The 16,214-nt window shown below is 65.0% G+C and carries 14 protein-coding genes; 4 read left to right on the forward strand and 10 right to left on the reverse strand.

Annotated elements, in window-relative coordinates; all coding sequences use genetic code 11:
* Positions 1-4: 4 nt before the first annotated feature.
* The 10 genes from ACFQ36_RS03810 to ACFQ36_RS03855 all read right to left on the reverse strand — a co-directional run bounded on the left by ACFQ36_RS03810 (position 5) and on the right by ACFQ36_RS03855 (position 10,945).
* Positions 5-1,015, reverse strand: a complete 1,011-nt coding sequence (locus ACFQ36_RS03810) for a substrate-binding domain-containing protein (RefSeq protein WP_377010794.1) — start codon at positions 1,013-1,015, stop codon at positions 5-7.
* Between the two features lie 460 nt (positions 1,016-1,475).
* Complete coding sequence (locus tag ACFQ36_RS03815) at positions 1,476-2,993, reverse strand: amidohydrolase family protein (RefSeq protein ID WP_377010796.1); 1,518 nt, start codon at positions 2,991-2,993, stop codon at positions 1,476-1,478.
* On the reverse strand, positions 2,902-3,486 hold the full coding sequence (locus ACFQ36_RS03820; RefSeq protein WP_377010799.1) for an NADPH-dependent FMN reductase: 585 nt from the start codon (positions 3,484-3,486) through the stop codon (positions 2,902-2,904). Before ACFQ36_RS03820 ends, ACFQ36_RS03815 begins: the two co-directional genes overlap by 92 nt.
* 16 nt (positions 3,487-3,502) lie before the next feature.
* Entirely contained in the window at positions 3,503-4,546 is a 1,044-nt protein-coding gene (locus tag ACFQ36_RS03825) for a zinc-binding dehydrogenase (protein WP_377010802.1), read from the reverse strand.
* A gap of 88 nt (positions 4,547-4,634) precedes the next feature.
* Complete coding sequence (locus ACFQ36_RS03830) at positions 4,635-5,696, reverse strand: sugar ABC transporter substrate-binding protein (protein WP_377010804.1); 1,062 nt, start codon at positions 5,694-5,696, stop codon at positions 4,635-4,637.
* Between the two features lie 296 nt (positions 5,697-5,992).
* A complete protein-coding gene (locus tag ACFQ36_RS03835) occupies positions 5,993-6,727 on the reverse strand; it encodes an SDR family NAD(P)-dependent oxidoreductase (RefSeq protein ID WP_377010806.1) in 735 nt (244 codons plus the stop codon).
* A 51-nt stretch (positions 6,728-6,778) separates the two neighbouring features.
* Positions 6,779-7,822: an ABC transporter permease gene (locus tag ACFQ36_RS03840; protein ID WP_377010808.1), complete on the reverse strand. Its 1,044-nt coding sequence runs from the start codon at positions 7,820-7,822 to the stop codon at positions 6,779-6,781.
* Between the two features lie 53 nt (positions 7,823-7,875).
* Positions 7,876-9,369, reverse strand: coding sequence for a sugar ABC transporter ATP-binding protein (locus ACFQ36_RS03845; RefSeq protein WP_377010810.1), 1,494 nt, complete (start codon positions 9,367-9,369; stop codon positions 7,876-7,878).
* Positions 9,370-9,472: 103 nt separating this feature from the next.
* Entirely contained in the window at positions 9,473-10,525 is a 1,053-nt protein-coding gene (locus ACFQ36_RS03850; RefSeq protein ID WP_377010813.1) for a sugar ABC transporter substrate-binding protein, read from the reverse strand.
* A gap of 30 nt (positions 10,526-10,555) precedes the next feature.
* The gene (locus tag ACFQ36_RS03855) at positions 10,556-10,945 is read right to left on the reverse strand and encodes a nuclear transport factor 2 family protein (protein ID WP_377010815.1); all 390 of its coding nucleotides are present in this window, start codon (positions 10,943-10,945) and stop codon (positions 10,556-10,558) included.
* A gap of 506 nt (positions 10,946-11,451) precedes the next feature.
* On the opposite strand from ACFQ36_RS03855, the gene ACFQ36_RS03860 reads away from it, so the two are divergent.
* The 4 genes from ACFQ36_RS03860 (at position 11,452) to ACFQ36_RS03875 (ending at position 16,187) form a co-directional block, all read left to right on the forward strand.
* The gene (locus tag ACFQ36_RS03860; protein WP_377010817.1) at positions 11,452-12,213 is read left to right on the forward strand and encodes a helix-turn-helix domain-containing protein; all 762 of its coding nucleotides are present in this window, start codon (positions 11,452-11,454) and stop codon (positions 12,211-12,213) included.
* A gap of 122 nt (positions 12,214-12,335) precedes the next feature.
* Positions 12,336-13,670 (forward strand): glutamate--cysteine ligase, encoded by a 1,335-nt coding sequence (locus ACFQ36_RS03865; protein WP_377010819.1) that lies wholly within the window; start codon positions 12,336-12,338, stop codon positions 13,668-13,670.
* A gap of 119 nt (positions 13,671-13,789) precedes the next feature.
* Positions 13,790-15,154 (forward strand): cytochrome ubiquinol oxidase subunit I, encoded by a 1,365-nt coding sequence (locus ACFQ36_RS03870; protein WP_377010820.1) that lies wholly within the window; start codon positions 13,790-13,792, stop codon positions 15,152-15,154.
* Positions 15,155-15,161: 7 nt separating this feature from the next.
* Positions 15,162-16,187 (forward strand): cytochrome d ubiquinol oxidase subunit II, encoded by a 1,026-nt coding sequence (locus ACFQ36_RS03875; RefSeq protein WP_377010822.1) that lies wholly within the window; start codon positions 15,162-15,164, stop codon positions 16,185-16,187.
* The last annotated feature ends 27 nt before the right edge of the window (positions 16,188-16,214 follow it).

Raw genomic sequence — 16,214 nt, forward strand, 5'->3', positions numbered from 1 at the left:
CGAGTCACTTCCGAGCCGCGAGTCCGGCCGCATACTTCTCCAAATTCACGGAATCCACGATCTGGACGGGGAATCGAAGAATCCGCTTTTCGCTGTCGGTATACTTCGGGGCTTTCCCCTCGAGAAGCTCCATCGCAGTCTTTACAGCGAGTTGGCCCTGACCGTATGGGTCCTGCGCAACGGTCGCAGTCTCCTTGCCAGCCTTCACCATCTCAAGCTCGATGGGGTCACCATTGAACCCGATGAGCACGAACCCGTCCTGCTTGCCGGCCGTCTCCACGGCCCGCGCGGCCCCCTGGGCGTTGTTGCTGTTGGCCGCGTAGATCCCCTCCAGATCCGGGTGGGCCGAGAGCATATCCTGAGCAGCCTTGTACGCTGTGTCAACCGTCTGCCCCGTCAGGCTGGCCACGATCTCAATATTTGGATCCCCGCTGAGTGCATCTTTGAAGCCTTGGGCACGCTCAGCTCCGACTACGACGCCGGGTGCCGTTTCGATAATGCCGATCTTGTGCTTTCCGGATTTGCCTTCAAATGCCTTCCGGAAGTAGTCGGCGGCCTGCTTCCCTCCGTCCTGGTTATCGGACAGGATGTACGCGTCGTAGTTCCCTTCGGCTCCGACATCTCCAATGACTACGGGAATCTGAGCACTGTGCGCGGCGTTGATGGTGGCGGGAAGTGCCGAGGGCTGCACGGGAGATACGATCAGGGCCGAGATCCCCTGGCTGATGAGGCTGGCACTTCCGGAAACTTGTTCCTGCTGCGAACTCTTCTGGTCAGCCACAATGACCTGGGCTCCGAGCTTGCCCGCCTCGGCCTTGATCCCCGCGACATAGGACTGGAAGTACGGGTCTTGCAGGTCCATCACGGAGTACCCGATCTTCAACGGATCCTTCTTGACGAAAGAGACCTCCGCGGTACCGGAATCACCGGCGGCAGTTTCTGATCCACTCGCGCAACCGCTCAGCGCCAGCAGCGCGACAGCCATGGCTGTGGGGACAAAGCTTCTGAATTTCATTTTTCCGCCTTCGGGTAGAGAGCCGTCGGATTTCAAAGAATGGTGAAGCACATTTTGTCGAGGACGATAGACCAGAACAGTCAATCTATGTCCAGTATTGATTCACGAGTGTGAATTAATACTTACTAAATCAGTGAATGTGATTCAAGTCAACATGAAAATTGAAACCAGAGTTGACAACGGAACTGACAGCTCTGTGGAGGAGCACACCAAGGTCCGTTGCCCAGCCGGCATTGCTCCAGAGGAGCAGTCCGGCATGCGCACGGGCGGCGGCGCAGATCCGCGCGCCCGGCTCGCCATCGACGAGCAGCCCTTGGGGGCCGGGACCCTCTCCTGGAGGTCCGGGTGTATAGCAGGCCCCGGCACGAGACCCAGAGGCTCTCCGGTACCGGTGCCGTCATCGTGGTGTCGTGGAGGGCACCGCCGGGAACGCCTCGCGAGGCCGTCCCTTCCGACGGATTCAGCTCCTTTGGACCGCTGCGGCCAGCCGCTCTCCTGATTTACGCAGCGGATCCAGCCAGGCGGTGGTGTCCAATGGCCGGCCGCCATCGTCCACCAGTGCCCCGGCTCTCTTCCTCCATGTTCCGGCGACCATGACCGAGTGGATGTTGGCCAGGCTCGCCTGCATGAGAATGGCGTTGACCGGGTCATGGACCGGCTGCATGTTGGGCTGTCGGGCGTCAATCAGGAGCAGGTCGGCTTGTTTTCCGGGGCTGATGGAGCCGATGCGTTCCTCCTGGCCCAGCATGCGGGCCCCTTCCACGGTGATCCATCGGAGTGCATCCAGGGTGGTGAGGGTCGAGGTTTCAGGAATATGCGGTTTGGACAGCGCCGCGGCCCGGAAAGCTGCGTTGTCCAGTGCGCGCTGGTGCACCAAGGCGATACGGGCGGCGAAGAGCAGCTCGCCGGACAGGCCCGATTCCAGGTCGATGCCGATTGAGGGCGATGCTCCGAAGTTGCGCAGCCGCCCGGTGATGGGATGGCCATGGCCCTGGGTCATCTCGTTTTCGGGTGTCAGCGAGAAGCTCACGCCCAAGTCGACAAATGCGGCCAACTGCTCATCGCTCAGGTCGTTGCCGTGCACGATATTGGCGTGAGGCCCTAGCAGTCCGGCCTTTTCGAGGTGGGTCCAGCCTTCCGGCACGTGGGCGGCTCCGCCGCCCTGGTGGACCGAAATACTCAAGCCCATGTCCTGCGCCAGGCGGAAATCGGCCAGGGCGACCTCCAGCGTCGAATAGTGGGGTCCAAGGGCTGCCAAGCCGAGGCTCAGCAGCCGGTTCGCGCCAAAGCGCGGCTGGGCGGCCAGACGTTCGATTTCGGGCCGTGGCTGCGGAACTTCCCAGTATGGGCGCTGTCCCGGCCGCGGCTCGGGCTTGGGGCTGCCATGGAGGAAGGCCGCGCGAATACCGCTGTGCTCGAGGGCCGTTACCGCGGCGTCGGTGTGCTCCGGCGTGGGGTTGTTGTGGCACCAGTCCACCAGCGTGGTGGTGCCGCAGTTCAACTGGTTCAGGGCTCCGGCAAATGTGCCCACGTAAATGTCCTCGGCCGTGAAGAATGTGGCGAGGCCGGCATGGGTGTGGCGGAAGTATTCCAACAGTGTCCAGTTGCTGGCGATCCCGCGCAGCGCCGTCTGCCAGGTGTGCATGTGAGCATTGACCAGGCCGGGAAAAAGAATGAATCCGCGGCCATCCACGACCTCGTCCACCGTATCGTCGGGACGTAGTAGCGGCGATGGCCCAACGGCACCGATTAAGTCACCTTCGACCAGCACGCTAGCGCCGCGGACAACGCCGATATTTCGGTCCATGGAAACCAGCGTCACACCCTCAATCAGGGTCTTCCGGGCGCGTCCGTCCTGCTGCCCTCTGGCCGGCACCGGGTGCCGGTTAGGTGTCACTGGAGGCGTTCTTTCGAAGCGGCCGCAGCGCGTTGCCGAGCAGTGCCAGTTCATCCAGCATGGCCTTGGCCGACGCCTCATGGGCGGGCGACGGAATGAAACACCCGTCGTTTATGTGCTGGGCAATGAACGGAATGGTGACCGCTTCCTGGACCGGGACCATTTTTAGCGCCGTGACGACCTGCTTGAGCATCTGCACGGCGCGCAGCCCGCCGGACACACCCCCGTAACTGATGAAGCTGACCGGCTTGTGCTGCCATTCGATGAACAGGTAGTCGATGGCGTTCTTCAGGGCACCGTTCATGCCGTGGTTGTACTCGGGATGCACGAATACGTACGCGTCCGCCCGGGCGACCGTTCGGCTCCAGTCCTTTGTATGCGTGTGGACATACTGCTGCAGGCGGGGATGGTTCGGTTCGTTGAGCATGGGCAGATCGACCTCTGCCAGGTCCACGACCTCCACATCGAACCCGGCATGGTCCTGTGCACAGCGGGTGATCCACCCCGCCACGGCTGGCCCGGAACGTCCGGGCCTGGTGCTGGCAATAATGACCTGCAATAGCTGATTGGGCATCGGAGTGCTCCTGTTCCTACTCGAGTCCGGTCATGTCGATGATCAGCTTGGGCCGGGGCCGGTTCCCGTCTAACAGGGCGGCGATGGCAGTGCCGGCCTGCCCCCAGCCCTGTTCGGCATCGATGAGCAGTGCGGGATCGATGGTGCCGGTCGAGATCAACTGCAGCGCCCGCCGCAGGTGCGGGATGCCGCCGAGCACGCCGTGGATGGACAGTCCCTTGCTGACAACCGCTTCCGAATTCACTTCAACGCTCGGCGCTGCCGTGATGCCGGCTTGGGCGATGCGGCCGCCCAGGCCGGCGATCCGGGAGCACAGCAAAAGGGCCGCGGCGGCGCCGGAGGCTTCGATGACGACGTCGTAGTTGTCGCTCGGAGCTTCCTCGGGCCCAAAGGTGTTGCCGGCGCCGCACTGCTTGGCCAGCAGAAGGCCCTCGCTGTCGATTCCGATGGCGTCCACGGCGCAGCCCTGCTTGCTGGCCACTTGGACCGCGATCAGTCCGAGCGTGCCGGTGCCAATCACGGCCACCCGTTCACCGGCCTGGAGGTTTGTGACCGAGAGGGAGTGCAGAACCGTCACCGACGGCTCGGCCAGGACCGCGTGTGCGGATGGAACATTTTCCGGTACGACGGCGATGTTGGCTGCCGGAATGCTCAGATATTTGGCGGCGGCCCCGGGGACATTGCCCCGGACGCCGAGTTCGGCCCGATTCGGACACAGGTTCAGCCGGCCTGCACGACACACTCCGCAGGACCCGCAGGGAAGGAACGGCTCCCCCACCACCCTGTCGCCGATCTGCACCCCTTCGACGCCGGCGCCCACGGCCACGACCTCCCCGCACCATTCATGGCCGGGCACCAGGGGAAAGGTGGTCAGTCCGACGCGCATATAGGAACTGTGGCCGGTGAAGAGGTGGACGTCGGTGCCGCAGATGCCGAGTTTTTGGATACGGATCAGGACGCGCCCCGCTTCGCTGCGGGGGATGTCGATTGATTGCCACTGCGCTTCCTGTGGTCCGGTGAACACGAGCGCGGGCATTGTTCCCGTGGGCCAGCTTGGCATTGAACTGCTCCTTTTGGAGGTGGGATCGGGGCATCCGGCCACAGCTGCAGAGGGCGGCCTGACGCTGCGGCCGGATGCTGGGAAGGCCTTACAGGTTGTTGCCCCAGAGGGCCGGATCGCCGACGTTCTTGCTGGTCACGACCGGCGAGGGCAGCACATCGGTGAGCTGGCCGTCCTTCTCAATGATTTCGCTGCCGTGATCGGTAGGCCCGGGGGCGTGCTTCTTGCCGGCGATGGCGTCCTTGAGGTAGGCAACGGAATATTTTGCGTAGAGGTCCACCGGCTGGGAAATGACGGTATCAAAGTAGCCGTCCTTTACCAGGCCGAGGGCCTTGGGGGTTCCATCGATGGTGGCCACATGGATATGCCCGGGTTCGCCGGTCTTTGCCCACTTGTCCTGGTTCTTCAGGACATTTGAGACACTGTCAGCCATGACGGAATCACTGGCCAAAAAGATTCCGTCGAGTTTGGTTGTGCCGACCACTGTCTGGGCTGTGTCCGCTGCTTTGGAGGCAACCCAGTCGGTGGGCCGGGAAATGACCTTGATGCCCGGATAGTTCTTGGCCATGCAGTCGGTGAATCCGTTGGATCGTTCCAGGCCGGCCGCCGATGCCAGGTCACCTTGGAGGTTCAGGACGGTGCCCGTACTTCCAATGTCCCTGCCCAGGCTTTCACAGGCCTTCTGCCCCATGCCATAGCTGTCGGAACGGACCACCATATAGGCCTCACCGCCGGCAGGAGGAACGTCAACGGTCACTACCGGGACGCCTGCGGCCTTGGCCTGGTCCAGGCCCGGTACAACGGCACTGCTGTCGACAGGCGCCACCACCAGGCCCGAGATATTCTGCGTCAGCAATGTCGAAATATCCGTGACCTGTTTTCCCGGGTCTGCCTCGGCGTTGGTAGCCGGCAGGAAGTTCAGCCCCTGGCCTTTGGCGTTCTGTTCCACCTGCTTGACCAGCACTACTTGGAACGGATCCGTCAGGAATGCCCCTGACATCCCGATGGTTTGGACAGCGGCCTGGCCTCCGGTCGCAGGGGCGGAGCCGCAGCCGGCCAGCGCCAGGCCGGCGACAGCGATCGCCGTCACGGCAACGGAGATCCGGACCCGATGGATGACCTGTGTTTTCGGTGTTTCGTTTCGTGACAACTGGGACTCCTTCGTCCTCATCCGCCGCATTTGGGCAGCGTCTAACTGTGAATTGGCAAACAGCGGTAGATCAGCGCCGCACCTGACTATGGGGCGGTGTTCGTGACCGGTGCCGACCCGGCATCAGGCCGGCACCGGTGGCGCAGAGTGGATGGCTGTGTTCTAGACGGCCGGTTCCTGTTCCTGCGCGAGGAGCTGCCCGGCGTCATTAAGGCACCTGAGTGCTGCTCCGCGGGCGCAGGTCAGGGCCGTTGCCAGCGGAAGCTTGCGGTGGCATTCGCCAAGTGGTGCGGTGGTCAGACGTTGGTGAAGCCGCCGTCGACCACCAGTTGGGCACCGGTGATGTACGAGGCGCCGTCGGAGGCCAGGTAGGCGATGGCGTCGGCAACCTCCTCGGCCCGGCCCGGCCGTCCCATGGGGGTCTTGGCAATCAGTTCATCGGAAATGGCCTGGTCCTGGCTGTCGGTCAGCGGGGTGGTGATCAACCCGGGGTGGACCGAGTTGACCCTGATGCCCTGGGCCGCCCAGGTCGCGGAGGCGTTCTTGGTCATCAGTGTGACCGCGCCCTTGGACGCCTGGTAGGCGGCGACGCCCGGGGCACCGACCAGGCCCCAGATTGATGAAACGTTCACGATCGCGCCGCCTCCCTGCCTGAGCATTGCGGGCGCCACGGAGCGCATTCCCAGGAACACCCCAGTCTGGTTGACCCCGATGATCCGGTGCCAGTCCGCGATGTCGATGTCCGCGATGGACTCGTATGAGCCCACCAGGCCCGCGTTGTCCACGAGGATGTCGATGCGGTCGTGGGCCTGCAGGATTTCGTCCACCAACGCCTTCCACCCGTCTTCGTCGGCGACGTCGAGGTTGCGCCACTGGATGTCGCCGGCATTGTCGGATTCCGGTTTCGCGATGTCCGCACCGTAGACGGCCGCGCCCTCGGCCGCCAGACGCGTGGCGGTGGCGTAGCCGATGCCGCTGGCGGCGCCGGTGACGATGGCGACCTTGCCGTATAACCGCTGTCCTGAATTCATGGTTGAGCTCCTTGGTTTATTCCGCAGGGGTGTTGCTGGTGCCGGCGCCTTCTATACGACCCGGCGCGTGCGCTTGGAACCGGCGAGGTAGTTGAAGATCAGCGCGCCGAGGATGATCAGGCCGTAGATGGCTTTGATCCAGAACGAGGGCACCTGGGAGAGCACAAGGATGTTCTGGATGATGCCCAGCAGCAGGACGCCGCAGAGCGCACCGATCATGCTTCCCTTGCCCCCGTTGAGGCTGATGCCGCCGATAACTGCCGCGGCGAAGACCGTGAAGATCATGCCGTCGCCCTGGTTGGCCGTGACCGAGGCAATGCGGCCGGTGAGCATGAGGCCGGCAAAGGCGGCAATGATGGCGCCGGCGACGAAGACCCCGATGGTCAGCCGGTTGGTCTTGATGCCGGCCGCCGCGGCGGCGGCGTTGTTGCCGCCCATGGCGTACAGCTTGCGGCCCACCGGATGGCTGCGCATGAAGATGGCGGCAGCGGTCAGGATCAGGGCGAACAGCCAGATCTGGATCGAGATCCCGAACCACTTGGCGCTGCCAAGAACCAGGAACTCCTTAGGCAGGCCGGACAGGGTCTGCCCGCCGGACAGGCCCATGGTCAGGCCGCGCAGCAGAATCAGCATGGCCAGGGTAACCATGAAGGCATTGAGCTTCAGCTTGGCCACCAAGGTGCCGTTGATCAGGCCCACGACAATGCTCAGCGCGAACATGGCGGCTATGGCGACCCAGATGGGGACGCCCCAGCCCGATCCCCCGGCGGCGGCCGGCAGCACGAGCCAGACGGCCAGCATCGGCGCCAGCCCGACCACCGATTCGAGGGACAGGTCGAAATAGCCGGAAATCAGAATGATGCTCTCGGCCACGACCACGATACCCAGAACGGCCGAGGTCACGAGGATGTTGTTCAGGATGTTGGTAGCCGTGAGGAACTGCGGGGACAGGACGGCCCCGACAATCATGGCGAGTGCGATGGCGGGCACCAGTGCCAGCTCGCGGGTCCAGTTCGATGAGCGGATGAAGCTGCCGACCCGTGCGGCACGCCCCTTCTGCGGAGCGTCCGCAAGGGTGGGGGTCTGCGTGGTCATGGTGAGTTCTCCTTGTGTTTCCTGCGTATGTCGCCGACGGCTGCCTGTGATGGTCATGCCACTGCCTCTTCGGCTCCCTGGACGGCGCCGACGAGTTCCCATTCCTGGTAGCCGGCCGCCAGCTCGGCATGGACGGTGCCCTTGTACATCACGACCACACGGTCGCAGATGGCCAGATCGTCGTCGTCGGCCGAGACGATCAGCAGGGACTTGCCGCTGTCCCTGAGGGATTGCAGCGATTCGTAGATGGACTCCTTGGCTGTCATGTCGACACCGGCTGTCGGATGGACCAGGACGAGGGTGTCCGGCCTCGAGGCCAGGGCCCTGGCCAGGACGACCTTCTGCTGGTTGCCGCCGCTGAGTTCTTCGACGGCCTGGGTCGGTCCGTCGCATTTGATCGCCCAGGTGCCGGAGAGCTCGTTGAACAGGCGGCGGCGTTTCTTGGCGTTGATGAGGCTGCTCGGGCTGCGCAGCCGGTCCACGATCGAAAGGGTCGCATTTTCTTCTACCGACATTTCGGGCACGTAGCCATTGACGTGCCGGTCCTCCGGCACGAAACCCACGCCGGCGTTGATCGCATCGATTTCGTTGCCTGCGCCCAGGGACTTGCCCTTGTGGGTCATGGTGCCTCCGTCAAGCCTCAGCTGTCCGGCGATGGCCTGGGCCAGCTGGATGTGTCCCGCCCCGTCCAGTCCGGTGATTCCGACGCATTCGCCGGCGCGGAGGACGAGGTCGACGCCGCGCACCCGGTGGCCGACGGTGGCCCCGGACACCTCGAGGACCGTGTCCCCGGGTTCCCGGTGCTGCACCAGGCGTGCCTGTTCGTCCTTCAGCCGGCTTTTGGCGGAGGCCTCTTCGTCGGTGACGCCGGCCATGACATTGACGATCTTCTCCACCGTCAGCGCCGATGTCGGCGTTGTCAGTACGTCCTTGCCGTCGCGCAGGATCGTGACCGAATCGCAGACCTTGAAGATTTCCTCCAGGTGGTGCGAAACGTATATGACGGTGACGCCGCGCTCACGCAGGTTGTTGATCTGGGCGAACAGCTCGTGCGAGCCGCCCTCGTCCAAGCCGGCCGTTGGCTCGTCGAGCAGCAGGATCCTGGGGCCTCGTGAGAGAGCCCGGCAAATTTCTACGATCTTCTTTTCGAGCGGTTCAAGGTCGGCGACCGTCCGGTCGGCAATGTGACCGTAACCCCACTCCATGAGCTGGTCGACGGCCGCGGACCGGATCGCCTGCCAGTCAACGGCACCCCATCTCTTGCGCGGATAGGCCCCGAGGCTGATGTTTTCGGCAACCGTCAGGTCGTTGACCAGGGTACTTTTCTGGTAGACGCAGGCAATCGAATCGGCGCCTGCGCCGTCATTGACCTGACCGTCGGTTCCCTGGATCCGGATAATGCCGGCGTCCGGTTTCACCAGGCCGGTGAGCATGGCAATCAGTGTGGACTTGCCCGCGCCGTTTCGGCCCAGCAGGGCCCGGGATTCCCCGGGACGGACTACGAGATCGGCACCGGCAAGGGCTTGCGTGGAACCGAAGGCCTTCATAAGTCCGCGGATTTCAATTGCGTGAGTTGGCTCTGAGGTGACCACCGTGGTCGTCCTTTCTGGATGGGACAGCACTTGGACGGGGACGCGGACCCTTCCCGGTTTACTTCTGGTTGCCCCACAGGGACTTGTCGTCGACGTTGCTCTTGGTGACGACAGGCGAGGGGAGCATATCCGCCAGGTTGCCCTTGTACTCGACGATCTTGCTGTTGTGGTCCGTCGGTCCGACCTTGTATTCCTTGCCTGCGATGGCGTCCTTCAGGTAGGACACGCCGTACTTCCCGTAAAGGTCCACCGGCTGGGAAACGACCGCGTCGACGTAACCGTCGCGAATACCCTGCAGCGCCCCGGAGGAGCCGTCAATGGTGACCAGCGGCAGATGTCCGGGCTTGCCGGCCGGGACCCATTTGCCCTGGTCCTGCAGAACGGTCTGGACGCCGGAGAGCATGACGGAATCGCTGGCCAGGAACACGGCGTCCACATCGGCGGTGCTCAGCACGGTCTGTGCCTGTTCGACGGCCTTGGCGGATTCCCAGTTGGTGTCCTTGGCGATGATCTTGACGTCCGGGTATTTGGACTTCATGCAGTCGTTGAAGCCCTTGTTGCGGTCGAAACCGGAGGTGGTCGACAGGGCGCCGTGCAGTTCGAGTACGGTCCCCTTGCCGTCGATGAGTTTTCCGATCTGCTCGCAGACACTGGTTCCCATCGCCACGTTATCGGCGCGGATGTTCATGTAGACCTTGCCGCCGTTGGCAGCGGTGTCCACGGTCACGACCGGGATGTTTGCCTGGTTGGCCGCCTCAATGGCGGGAACAATGGCGTCGCTGTCGCGCGGAATGGTGACGAGGCCTTTGACGCCCTGGGTGATGAGCGTATTGAAGTCGGTGACCTGCTTGGCAGGGTCGCCTTCGGCGTTGGATGCCGGCAGCATGTTCAGGCCACCGGCGTTGGCCTGGTCGACAACAGACTTGACGAGCCCGGCGGTGAAGGGGTTGTCCAGCACCCCGGCGGAGAACCCGACGGTAGGTTCGCCGGAATCTCCGCCTGCGCTGCTGCCACAGGCGGAGAGAAACAAGGCGGCAGCGGCCAGCCCGGCGGTGCTGGAGATGCGGACATACTTCTTGAATGCGGATGCGTCCTTGCGTTCCTGGTTCATGAAATGCTCCTGATCGGTAAAGGGTGCTTGCTACTTCTGCTGTTTGGGTGTGGCTTGGTAGGCCAGAAATTTCCAGCTCTCTCCCTCGCGGACCCACACGGCCAGGGAGGTGTTGTCCAGGGTGGCCGGGCGGTCGCGGATATCCAGTTCGGCGTGCATTTCGCCGATGACGAGAGCCACGTCCCCTACCACGATGATCTCGGTGACAGGGTGGTCGATCCGGTGGTAGCGGTAGGTTCCCTGCGCGCACTTCGCCAGGTATGAGGCCAGGGTGTCGCGGTCACCGTTCGAATGCGAATAGAGGAGTTTTTCGTGGCACAGTTTCGCGAATGAATCGAAATCCTCGTTCAGGACGGCCTGGTAACGCTCGTCTTCCAAGGCCTCAAGCTCATGGGCTGTTGTCGTTGCGTAATCGGTCATAAGGAGCCTCCAGGCTTGGTGGGGAAGCTTGGGTCACGTCAGGCTGCGGTCGCTGCCGTCGACGCCCCCGACGCCGCAACCGTGCATCCATCAGTTGCCAGCTGCAGCGCGATGGCCTGGCCAATGCCGGTGCCGGCTCCGGTCATGGGTGCTGTTCTTCCCGAGAGGCCCAGTTCCATTTCGTGCCTTTCAAAAGTCCTGCCGCGGAGCAATGTTCGACCGCGGGCGCTGCATGATGCGACAAGCGTAAAGTGACGTCTACCACACTGTCAATTGTTAGATTACAGAGCGTGATTTACAGCTTCACAGCGCTGACGAAGGCTTCTCTAAACACCGCCGGTTCTATGCGTTTTTGCAGACCCGGCCGATCCTCCTATACAGTAAAGGTTTACACTATCCCTGAACCTGGTGCTGGAACTGTGCAATCTGGTTTACAGCTGTCACAGGATCGAAGTATGGGAAGAAGGTGCCGGCCTCATGCGGGAGCCAACATTAGGAGTGACACGATGAGCGTCGCAGGCAACTCGATCGCCAACGCACTTGGTCGCGCCGCCCTCGGTGCACAGCTCAGGGACGCTCGAAGCAGGAGCAGGATTTCGCTTCGGGAACTCGGACGCCGGGTTGGTGTTTCCGCAAGTTTCATTTCCCAGGTAGAACTGGGCCGGGCGGCGCCCTCGATCGGCACCCTCTATGCCATTGTCTCCGAACTGGGGTTATCCATGGATTCCCTGATGAACGAGGATGGGGCCCGTCCTCCGATGCCAGCAGCCGGCGACGTGAAGCCGGCCCGTCTGCAGGGACACATACCCGGGCTGCAGCGCGCAGAGGACCGGCCTGAAATCAACATGCACGGAGTCCGCTGGGAACGGCTTACGGTACAAGACGATCCGCTCGTGGAATTCCTCCGAGTCATCTACACGTCGGGCAGCGAATCGTGCAGTCCGGAACAGATGATGCGCCACTCCGGTTGGGAGTACCTGCACGTACTATCGGGACGGCTGGACGTCCAGGTTGGATTCAACGGCGGCACAATAGAGCCCGGTGACAGCGTAAACTTCGATTCCAGTACCCCCCACCGCCTCAGCAATCCCTACAGTGAAGACTGCATTGCACTATGGGTAGTGGTTGGACGGCAGGGCTTTGCCCATCCCATGGACCAGCCGGGCAAACACAACACGAACCTCTCGTCGGCGTATTCTGAGCTGGTGTCGCAGGGAAATTTCAGCCCGCTCGAAGCGGAGTACCCACGGGAATCGGAGAACGGCTGAAGTTCGCCACCTCCGCAGGTGGAACATGGAGCGGCTACCACCGGCCGAGGGCGTCTCCCCTTATTTCCGTCCAGCCGGATTCAGGGAGGCAGCACCGTGGTGCAACCGCAGGACCTAGGCTGATGGGCTCGCGCCTCGTCCGCCGCGCCGATATGAAGGAGGCTGCCACGCACCGCCCGCCTGCCCCGTACCCGGCGCTGCCGTGGGTGTTCGCCGGGATCGTGGTCCTGGCCCTGAGCCTGCGCGCCCCGATCATCGCGCCCACCGCGGTGGTCGGCGACATCCAGGCCGGCACCGGGCTGTCCGCGGCCGGCGTCGGCCTGCTCACCGGGATCCCCGTACTGCTCTTTGCGCTGGCGACTCCGCTGGCCACCTGGACCATCCGCCGCTTCGGCCCGGAGGCCACCGTGATCCTGTGCCTGGCCGGCGTGCTCGCCGGCACGGTCCTGCGCTCGGTGGGACCGACTGCCGTCGTGCTGGCCGGTACGGTGCTGATCGGCACGGCGATAACGCTGGGCAACATAGTGGTGCCGGTGATCATCAGCCGCGACGTGCCGTGGCGGCAGGCCCCGGCGGCCACCGGCGCATTCTCTGCGGCAACGAACATCGGCTGCATGGCCGTCCTGCTCGGCACCCCGCCGCTGGCCGGCACGTCCCGCATCGTGCCCGCGGAGCGCTGCGAGGCCCTGCGGACCCGCTTCGCGCTGACCGCCGCCGAGCAGCTGACGTGCGGATTCCACGTCCACGTCGGAATTGCCTCCGCGGCCGAGGGCGTGGGCGTGCTGGACCGGATCCGGAACTGGCTGCCGGTCCTGGCCGCCCTGGCCGTCAACTCGCCGTTCTGGAACGGCGCCGACACCGGCTACGCCGGCTACCGGACGCAGCTGTGGGGCAGGTGGCCCTGCACCGGGCCGCTGGACCTGCTCGGCTCCGCCGACGCCTACCGCCGGCTGGTGGCCCAACTGCTGGACACGCAGGTCCCGCTCGACGAGGCCATGCTCTACTTCGACGCCCGGCTGTCGCGGAACCACCCAACCGTGGAAATCCGCGTCAGCGACGTCTGCCTGTGCGCCTCCGACGCGGTGCTTATCGCCGCCCTCGCCAGGGCCCTGGTCGACACCGCCGCCGGCCGCTGGCAGGCCGGCCTCCCGCCGGCCCCGACGCCCACCGCCACCTTGCGCTTGGCAATGTGGCAGGCCAGCCGGGCCGGGCTGGAGGGAAACCTGCTCGGTCCGGACTCGAACCGGCCCGTCCCGGCCGCCGAGGCAGTGGCCATGCTGCTGGAGCATGTGCGCCGGTCCCTGCAGGCCCACGGGGACGAAGCGGCCGTCGAATCCCTGCTGGCCGGGCTCGGTACCCGGGGAACCGGAGCCGCCCAGCAGCGCGCTGCCGCCGGCGGAACCGGGAACCTCAGCCAGGCAGTGGCCGAGGCCATCCGGCTCACCCATGCCGGCTGAGCCGCCGCGGATCGGGCCCTTCAAAAGACCTCGCGAACGGCGTACCGTGACAGTCACAGCCTGTTCACTCGAGCCCCGCTGCCTCCCGTTGCCTGAAGGCTTAGTGGAAGGTCCCGCCGATGCCCCTTGAGCTAGCCGCGGAAATCAGCACCGTGGATCTGGCGGCCGCCCGCCTGCAGATGGCCCTCTCGCTCGGCTGGCACATCATCATTGCCTGCTTCGGGGTGGGGTTGCCGGCCATCACCGTGTTGGCCGAATGGCGCGGGCACCGCACCGGGGACACCAATTACCGCCTGCTGGCCCGCCGGTGGGCCCGGGTGATGGGCGTGCTCTTCGCCGTCGGCGCGGTGTCGGGAACCATCCTGTCCTTCGAAATGGGGCTGCTCTGGCCGGGGCTGATGGGCGTCTACGGCCAGGTCATCGGCCTGCCGTTCACCCTCGAGGGGATCGCGTTCTTCATCGAGGCCATTTTCCTGGGCATCTACCTCTATGCCTGGGACCGGCTGCCGCCGCGGGTTCACCTGCTCACGGCCATCCCGGTGCTCGTGTCCGGGGTCGCCAGCGCGTTTTTCGTCGTCACGGCCAACGCCTGGATGCAGCAGCCCACGGGATTCGACGAGGCCAACGGCCGGATCGTGGCGGTGGACCCGGTCGCCGCCATGTTCAACCCCGCCACACCCCCGCAGACGGTGCACATGATCCTGGCCGCGTTCATGGTCTCCGGCTTCGGCATGGCCGGCATCTACGCCTACGCCATGCTGCGCGGGCGCCGGGACAGGTACCACCGGCTCGGTTTCCTGGTCCCGTTCGCCGTCGCGGCGGTGATCACGCCCGTGCAGATCGGCGTCGGGGACTGGGCGGCGCACTTCGTGGCCGACAACCAGCCGGTCAAGCTCGCGGCGATGGAAGGCATCTTCCAAACCCAGCGCGGGGCTCCGCTGCATCTGGGCGGCATCGCCGTGGGCGGCCAGATGCGCTATGCACTGGAAATCCCCAACGGGTTGTCCCTGCTGGCGCACTTCGATCCAAACGCGGAAATCATGGGCCTGGATGAGGTGCCCGCCGCAGACCGGCCGCCGGTCAACGTCGTGCACCTCGCCTTCCAGCTGATGGTCGGCTCCGGCTTCGCCCTGCTCGCCCTGGCGGCCTGGCTGGGGTTGGCCTGGTGGCGGCACCGCGGACTGCCGCACACCCCATGGTTCCTGCGGGCCGCCCTGCTATCCGGCCCGCTGGCCGTACTGGCGCTGGAGGCGGGCTGGGTGGTGACCGAGGTGGGCCGCCAGCCGTGGATTGTTTTCGGCGTCCTGCGCACCGCCGATGCCGTCAATCCGGCCCCCGGCCTCGTCTTCGGGTTCATTGCCGTCTGCGTGGTCTACCTCGTCCTCACCGTCGCCACGGCCTATGTGCTGCACCGGCTTGCCCGGGACAAGCCGGTGCCCCTGGCCCCGCAGGAATCGGACGTCACCGGCTACAAAATCATCTAGGGGAGCCATGCCTCTCGCCGAAATCCTGCTGGCCGCCATGTGGATCTGCCTGACGGCCTACGCCCTCTTCGCCGGTGCGGACTTCGGCGGCGGATTCTGGGACCTGCTAGCCGGACGCAGCGCCGCAGGGCGTCCGCAGCGTGCCCTCATCGAGCACTCCATCGGACCCATCTGGGAAGCCAACCATGTCTGGCTGATCTTCGTCATCATCCTCACCTGGACGGGCATCCCGCCGGTCTTCGCCGCGGTCTCCTCCACCCTGTACATCCCCCTGACCCTCGCGGCCCTGGGGATCATCGCCCGGGGATCGGCCTTCGCCTTCCGCAAGGTCAGCACGGAGCTGTGGCAGCAGCGCCTCTTCGGGGCGGCATTCGCCCTGTCCTCGGTGCTCACCCCCTTTTTCCTCGGGACGGTGGCCGGCGCCCTGGCTTCGGGCCGGGTCCCGCCCGGCATTGCGGCCGGAAATCCCCTGACCAGCTGGCTCAATCCCACCTCCCTGGCCAGCGGCCTGCTGGCCGTGGGAACCACCGCCTACCTGGCCGCGGTCTACCTGACGCAGGACGCGCGCCGGCACAACGACGCCGCGCTGGCCGCGGCCTTCCGCCGGCGCGCCCTGTGGGCGGGCGCCGTAATGGGCCTGCTGGCGGCGGCGGAACTGGCAGTCCTCAGCTCCGATGCACCCGGATTGTTCCGCGAACTGGTAGCCGGCAGTGCCCTGCCCTTCCTGGTCGTCTCCGTCGGTGCCGGCGTCGCGTCGATGATCCTGCTGCTGCGCGGGCTGTTCCTTGCCGTACGGCTGTCGGCCGCCCTGGCCGTGACCGCGCTGCTGTGGGGGTGGGGCGTGGCCCAGTACCCGCAGCTGCTGCCCGGACTCACCCTGCAGGAGGCCGCCGCCACCCGGAGCGTCCTCGCCGCGAACCTGATCGTGGTCGTGATTGCGGGCCTGCTCGTCATTCCGTCCCTGTGGTGGCTCTATGCCCTGTTCCAGCGCGACCAGCGGCAGGCCCGGGCACCGGCGCCGCCGGCCCGCTGACGCGCCGCCCGGTTACCGCCGGCGGCC

The sequence above is a fragment of the Arthrobacter sp. GCM10027362 genome (genome assembly GCF_042679445.1).
GTDB lineage: Bacteria > Actinomycetota > Actinomycetes > Actinomycetales > Micrococcaceae > Crystallibacter.

Excerpts from the sequence above, each read along its gene's own strand:
- ACFQ36_RS03845 (WP_377010810.1), bottom strand. The coding sequence starts at position 9,369 with ATGAAGGCCTTCGGTTCCACGCAAGCCCTTGCCGGTGCCGATCTCGTA.
- ACFQ36_RS03860 (WP_377010817.1), top strand. The coding sequence starts at position 11,452 with ATGAGCGTCGCAGGCAACTCGATCGCCAACGCACTTGGTCGCGCCGCC.
- ACFQ36_RS03850 (WP_377010813.1), bottom strand. The coding sequence starts at position 10,525 with ATGAACCAGGAACGCAAGGACGCATCCGCATTCAAGAAGTATGTCCGC.
- ACFQ36_RS03865 (WP_377010819.1), top strand. The coding sequence starts at position 12,336 with ATGGGCTCGCGCCTCGTCCGCCGCGCCGATATGAAGGAGGCTGCCACG.
- ACFQ36_RS03875 (WP_377010822.1), top strand. The coding sequence starts at position 15,162 with ATGCCTCTCGCCGAAATCCTGCTGGCCGCCATGTGGATCTGCCTGACG.
- ACFQ36_RS03835 (WP_377010806.1), bottom strand. The coding sequence starts at position 6,727 with ATGAATTCAGGACAGCGGTTATACGGCAAGGTCGCCATCGTCACCGGC.
- ACFQ36_RS03810 (WP_377010794.1), bottom strand. The coding sequence starts at position 1,015 with ATGAAATTCAGAAGCTTTGTCCCCACAGCCATGGCTGTCGCGCTGCTG.
- ACFQ36_RS03870 (WP_377010820.1), top strand. The coding sequence starts at position 13,790 with ATGCCCCTTGAGCTAGCCGCGGAAATCAGCACCGTGGATCTGGCGGCC.
- ACFQ36_RS03855 (WP_377010815.1), bottom strand. The coding sequence starts at position 10,945 with ATGACCGATTACGCAACGACAACAGCCCATGAGCTTGAGGCCTTGGAA.
- ACFQ36_RS03820 (WP_377010799.1), bottom strand. The coding sequence starts at position 3,486 with ATGCCCAATCAGCTATTGCAGGTCATTATTGCCAGCACCAGGCCCGGA.
- ACFQ36_RS03815 (WP_377010796.1), bottom strand. The coding sequence starts at position 2,993 with ATGAGGCGTCGGCCAAGGCCATGCTGGATGAACTGGCACTGCTCGGCA.
- ACFQ36_RS03825 (WP_377010802.1), bottom strand. The coding sequence starts at position 4,546 with ATGCCAAGCTGGCCCACGGGAACAATGCCCGCGCTCGTGTTCACCGGA.
- ACFQ36_RS03840 (WP_377010808.1), bottom strand. The coding sequence starts at position 7,822 with ATGACCACGCAGACCCCCACCCTTGCGGACGCTCCGCAGAAGGGGCGT.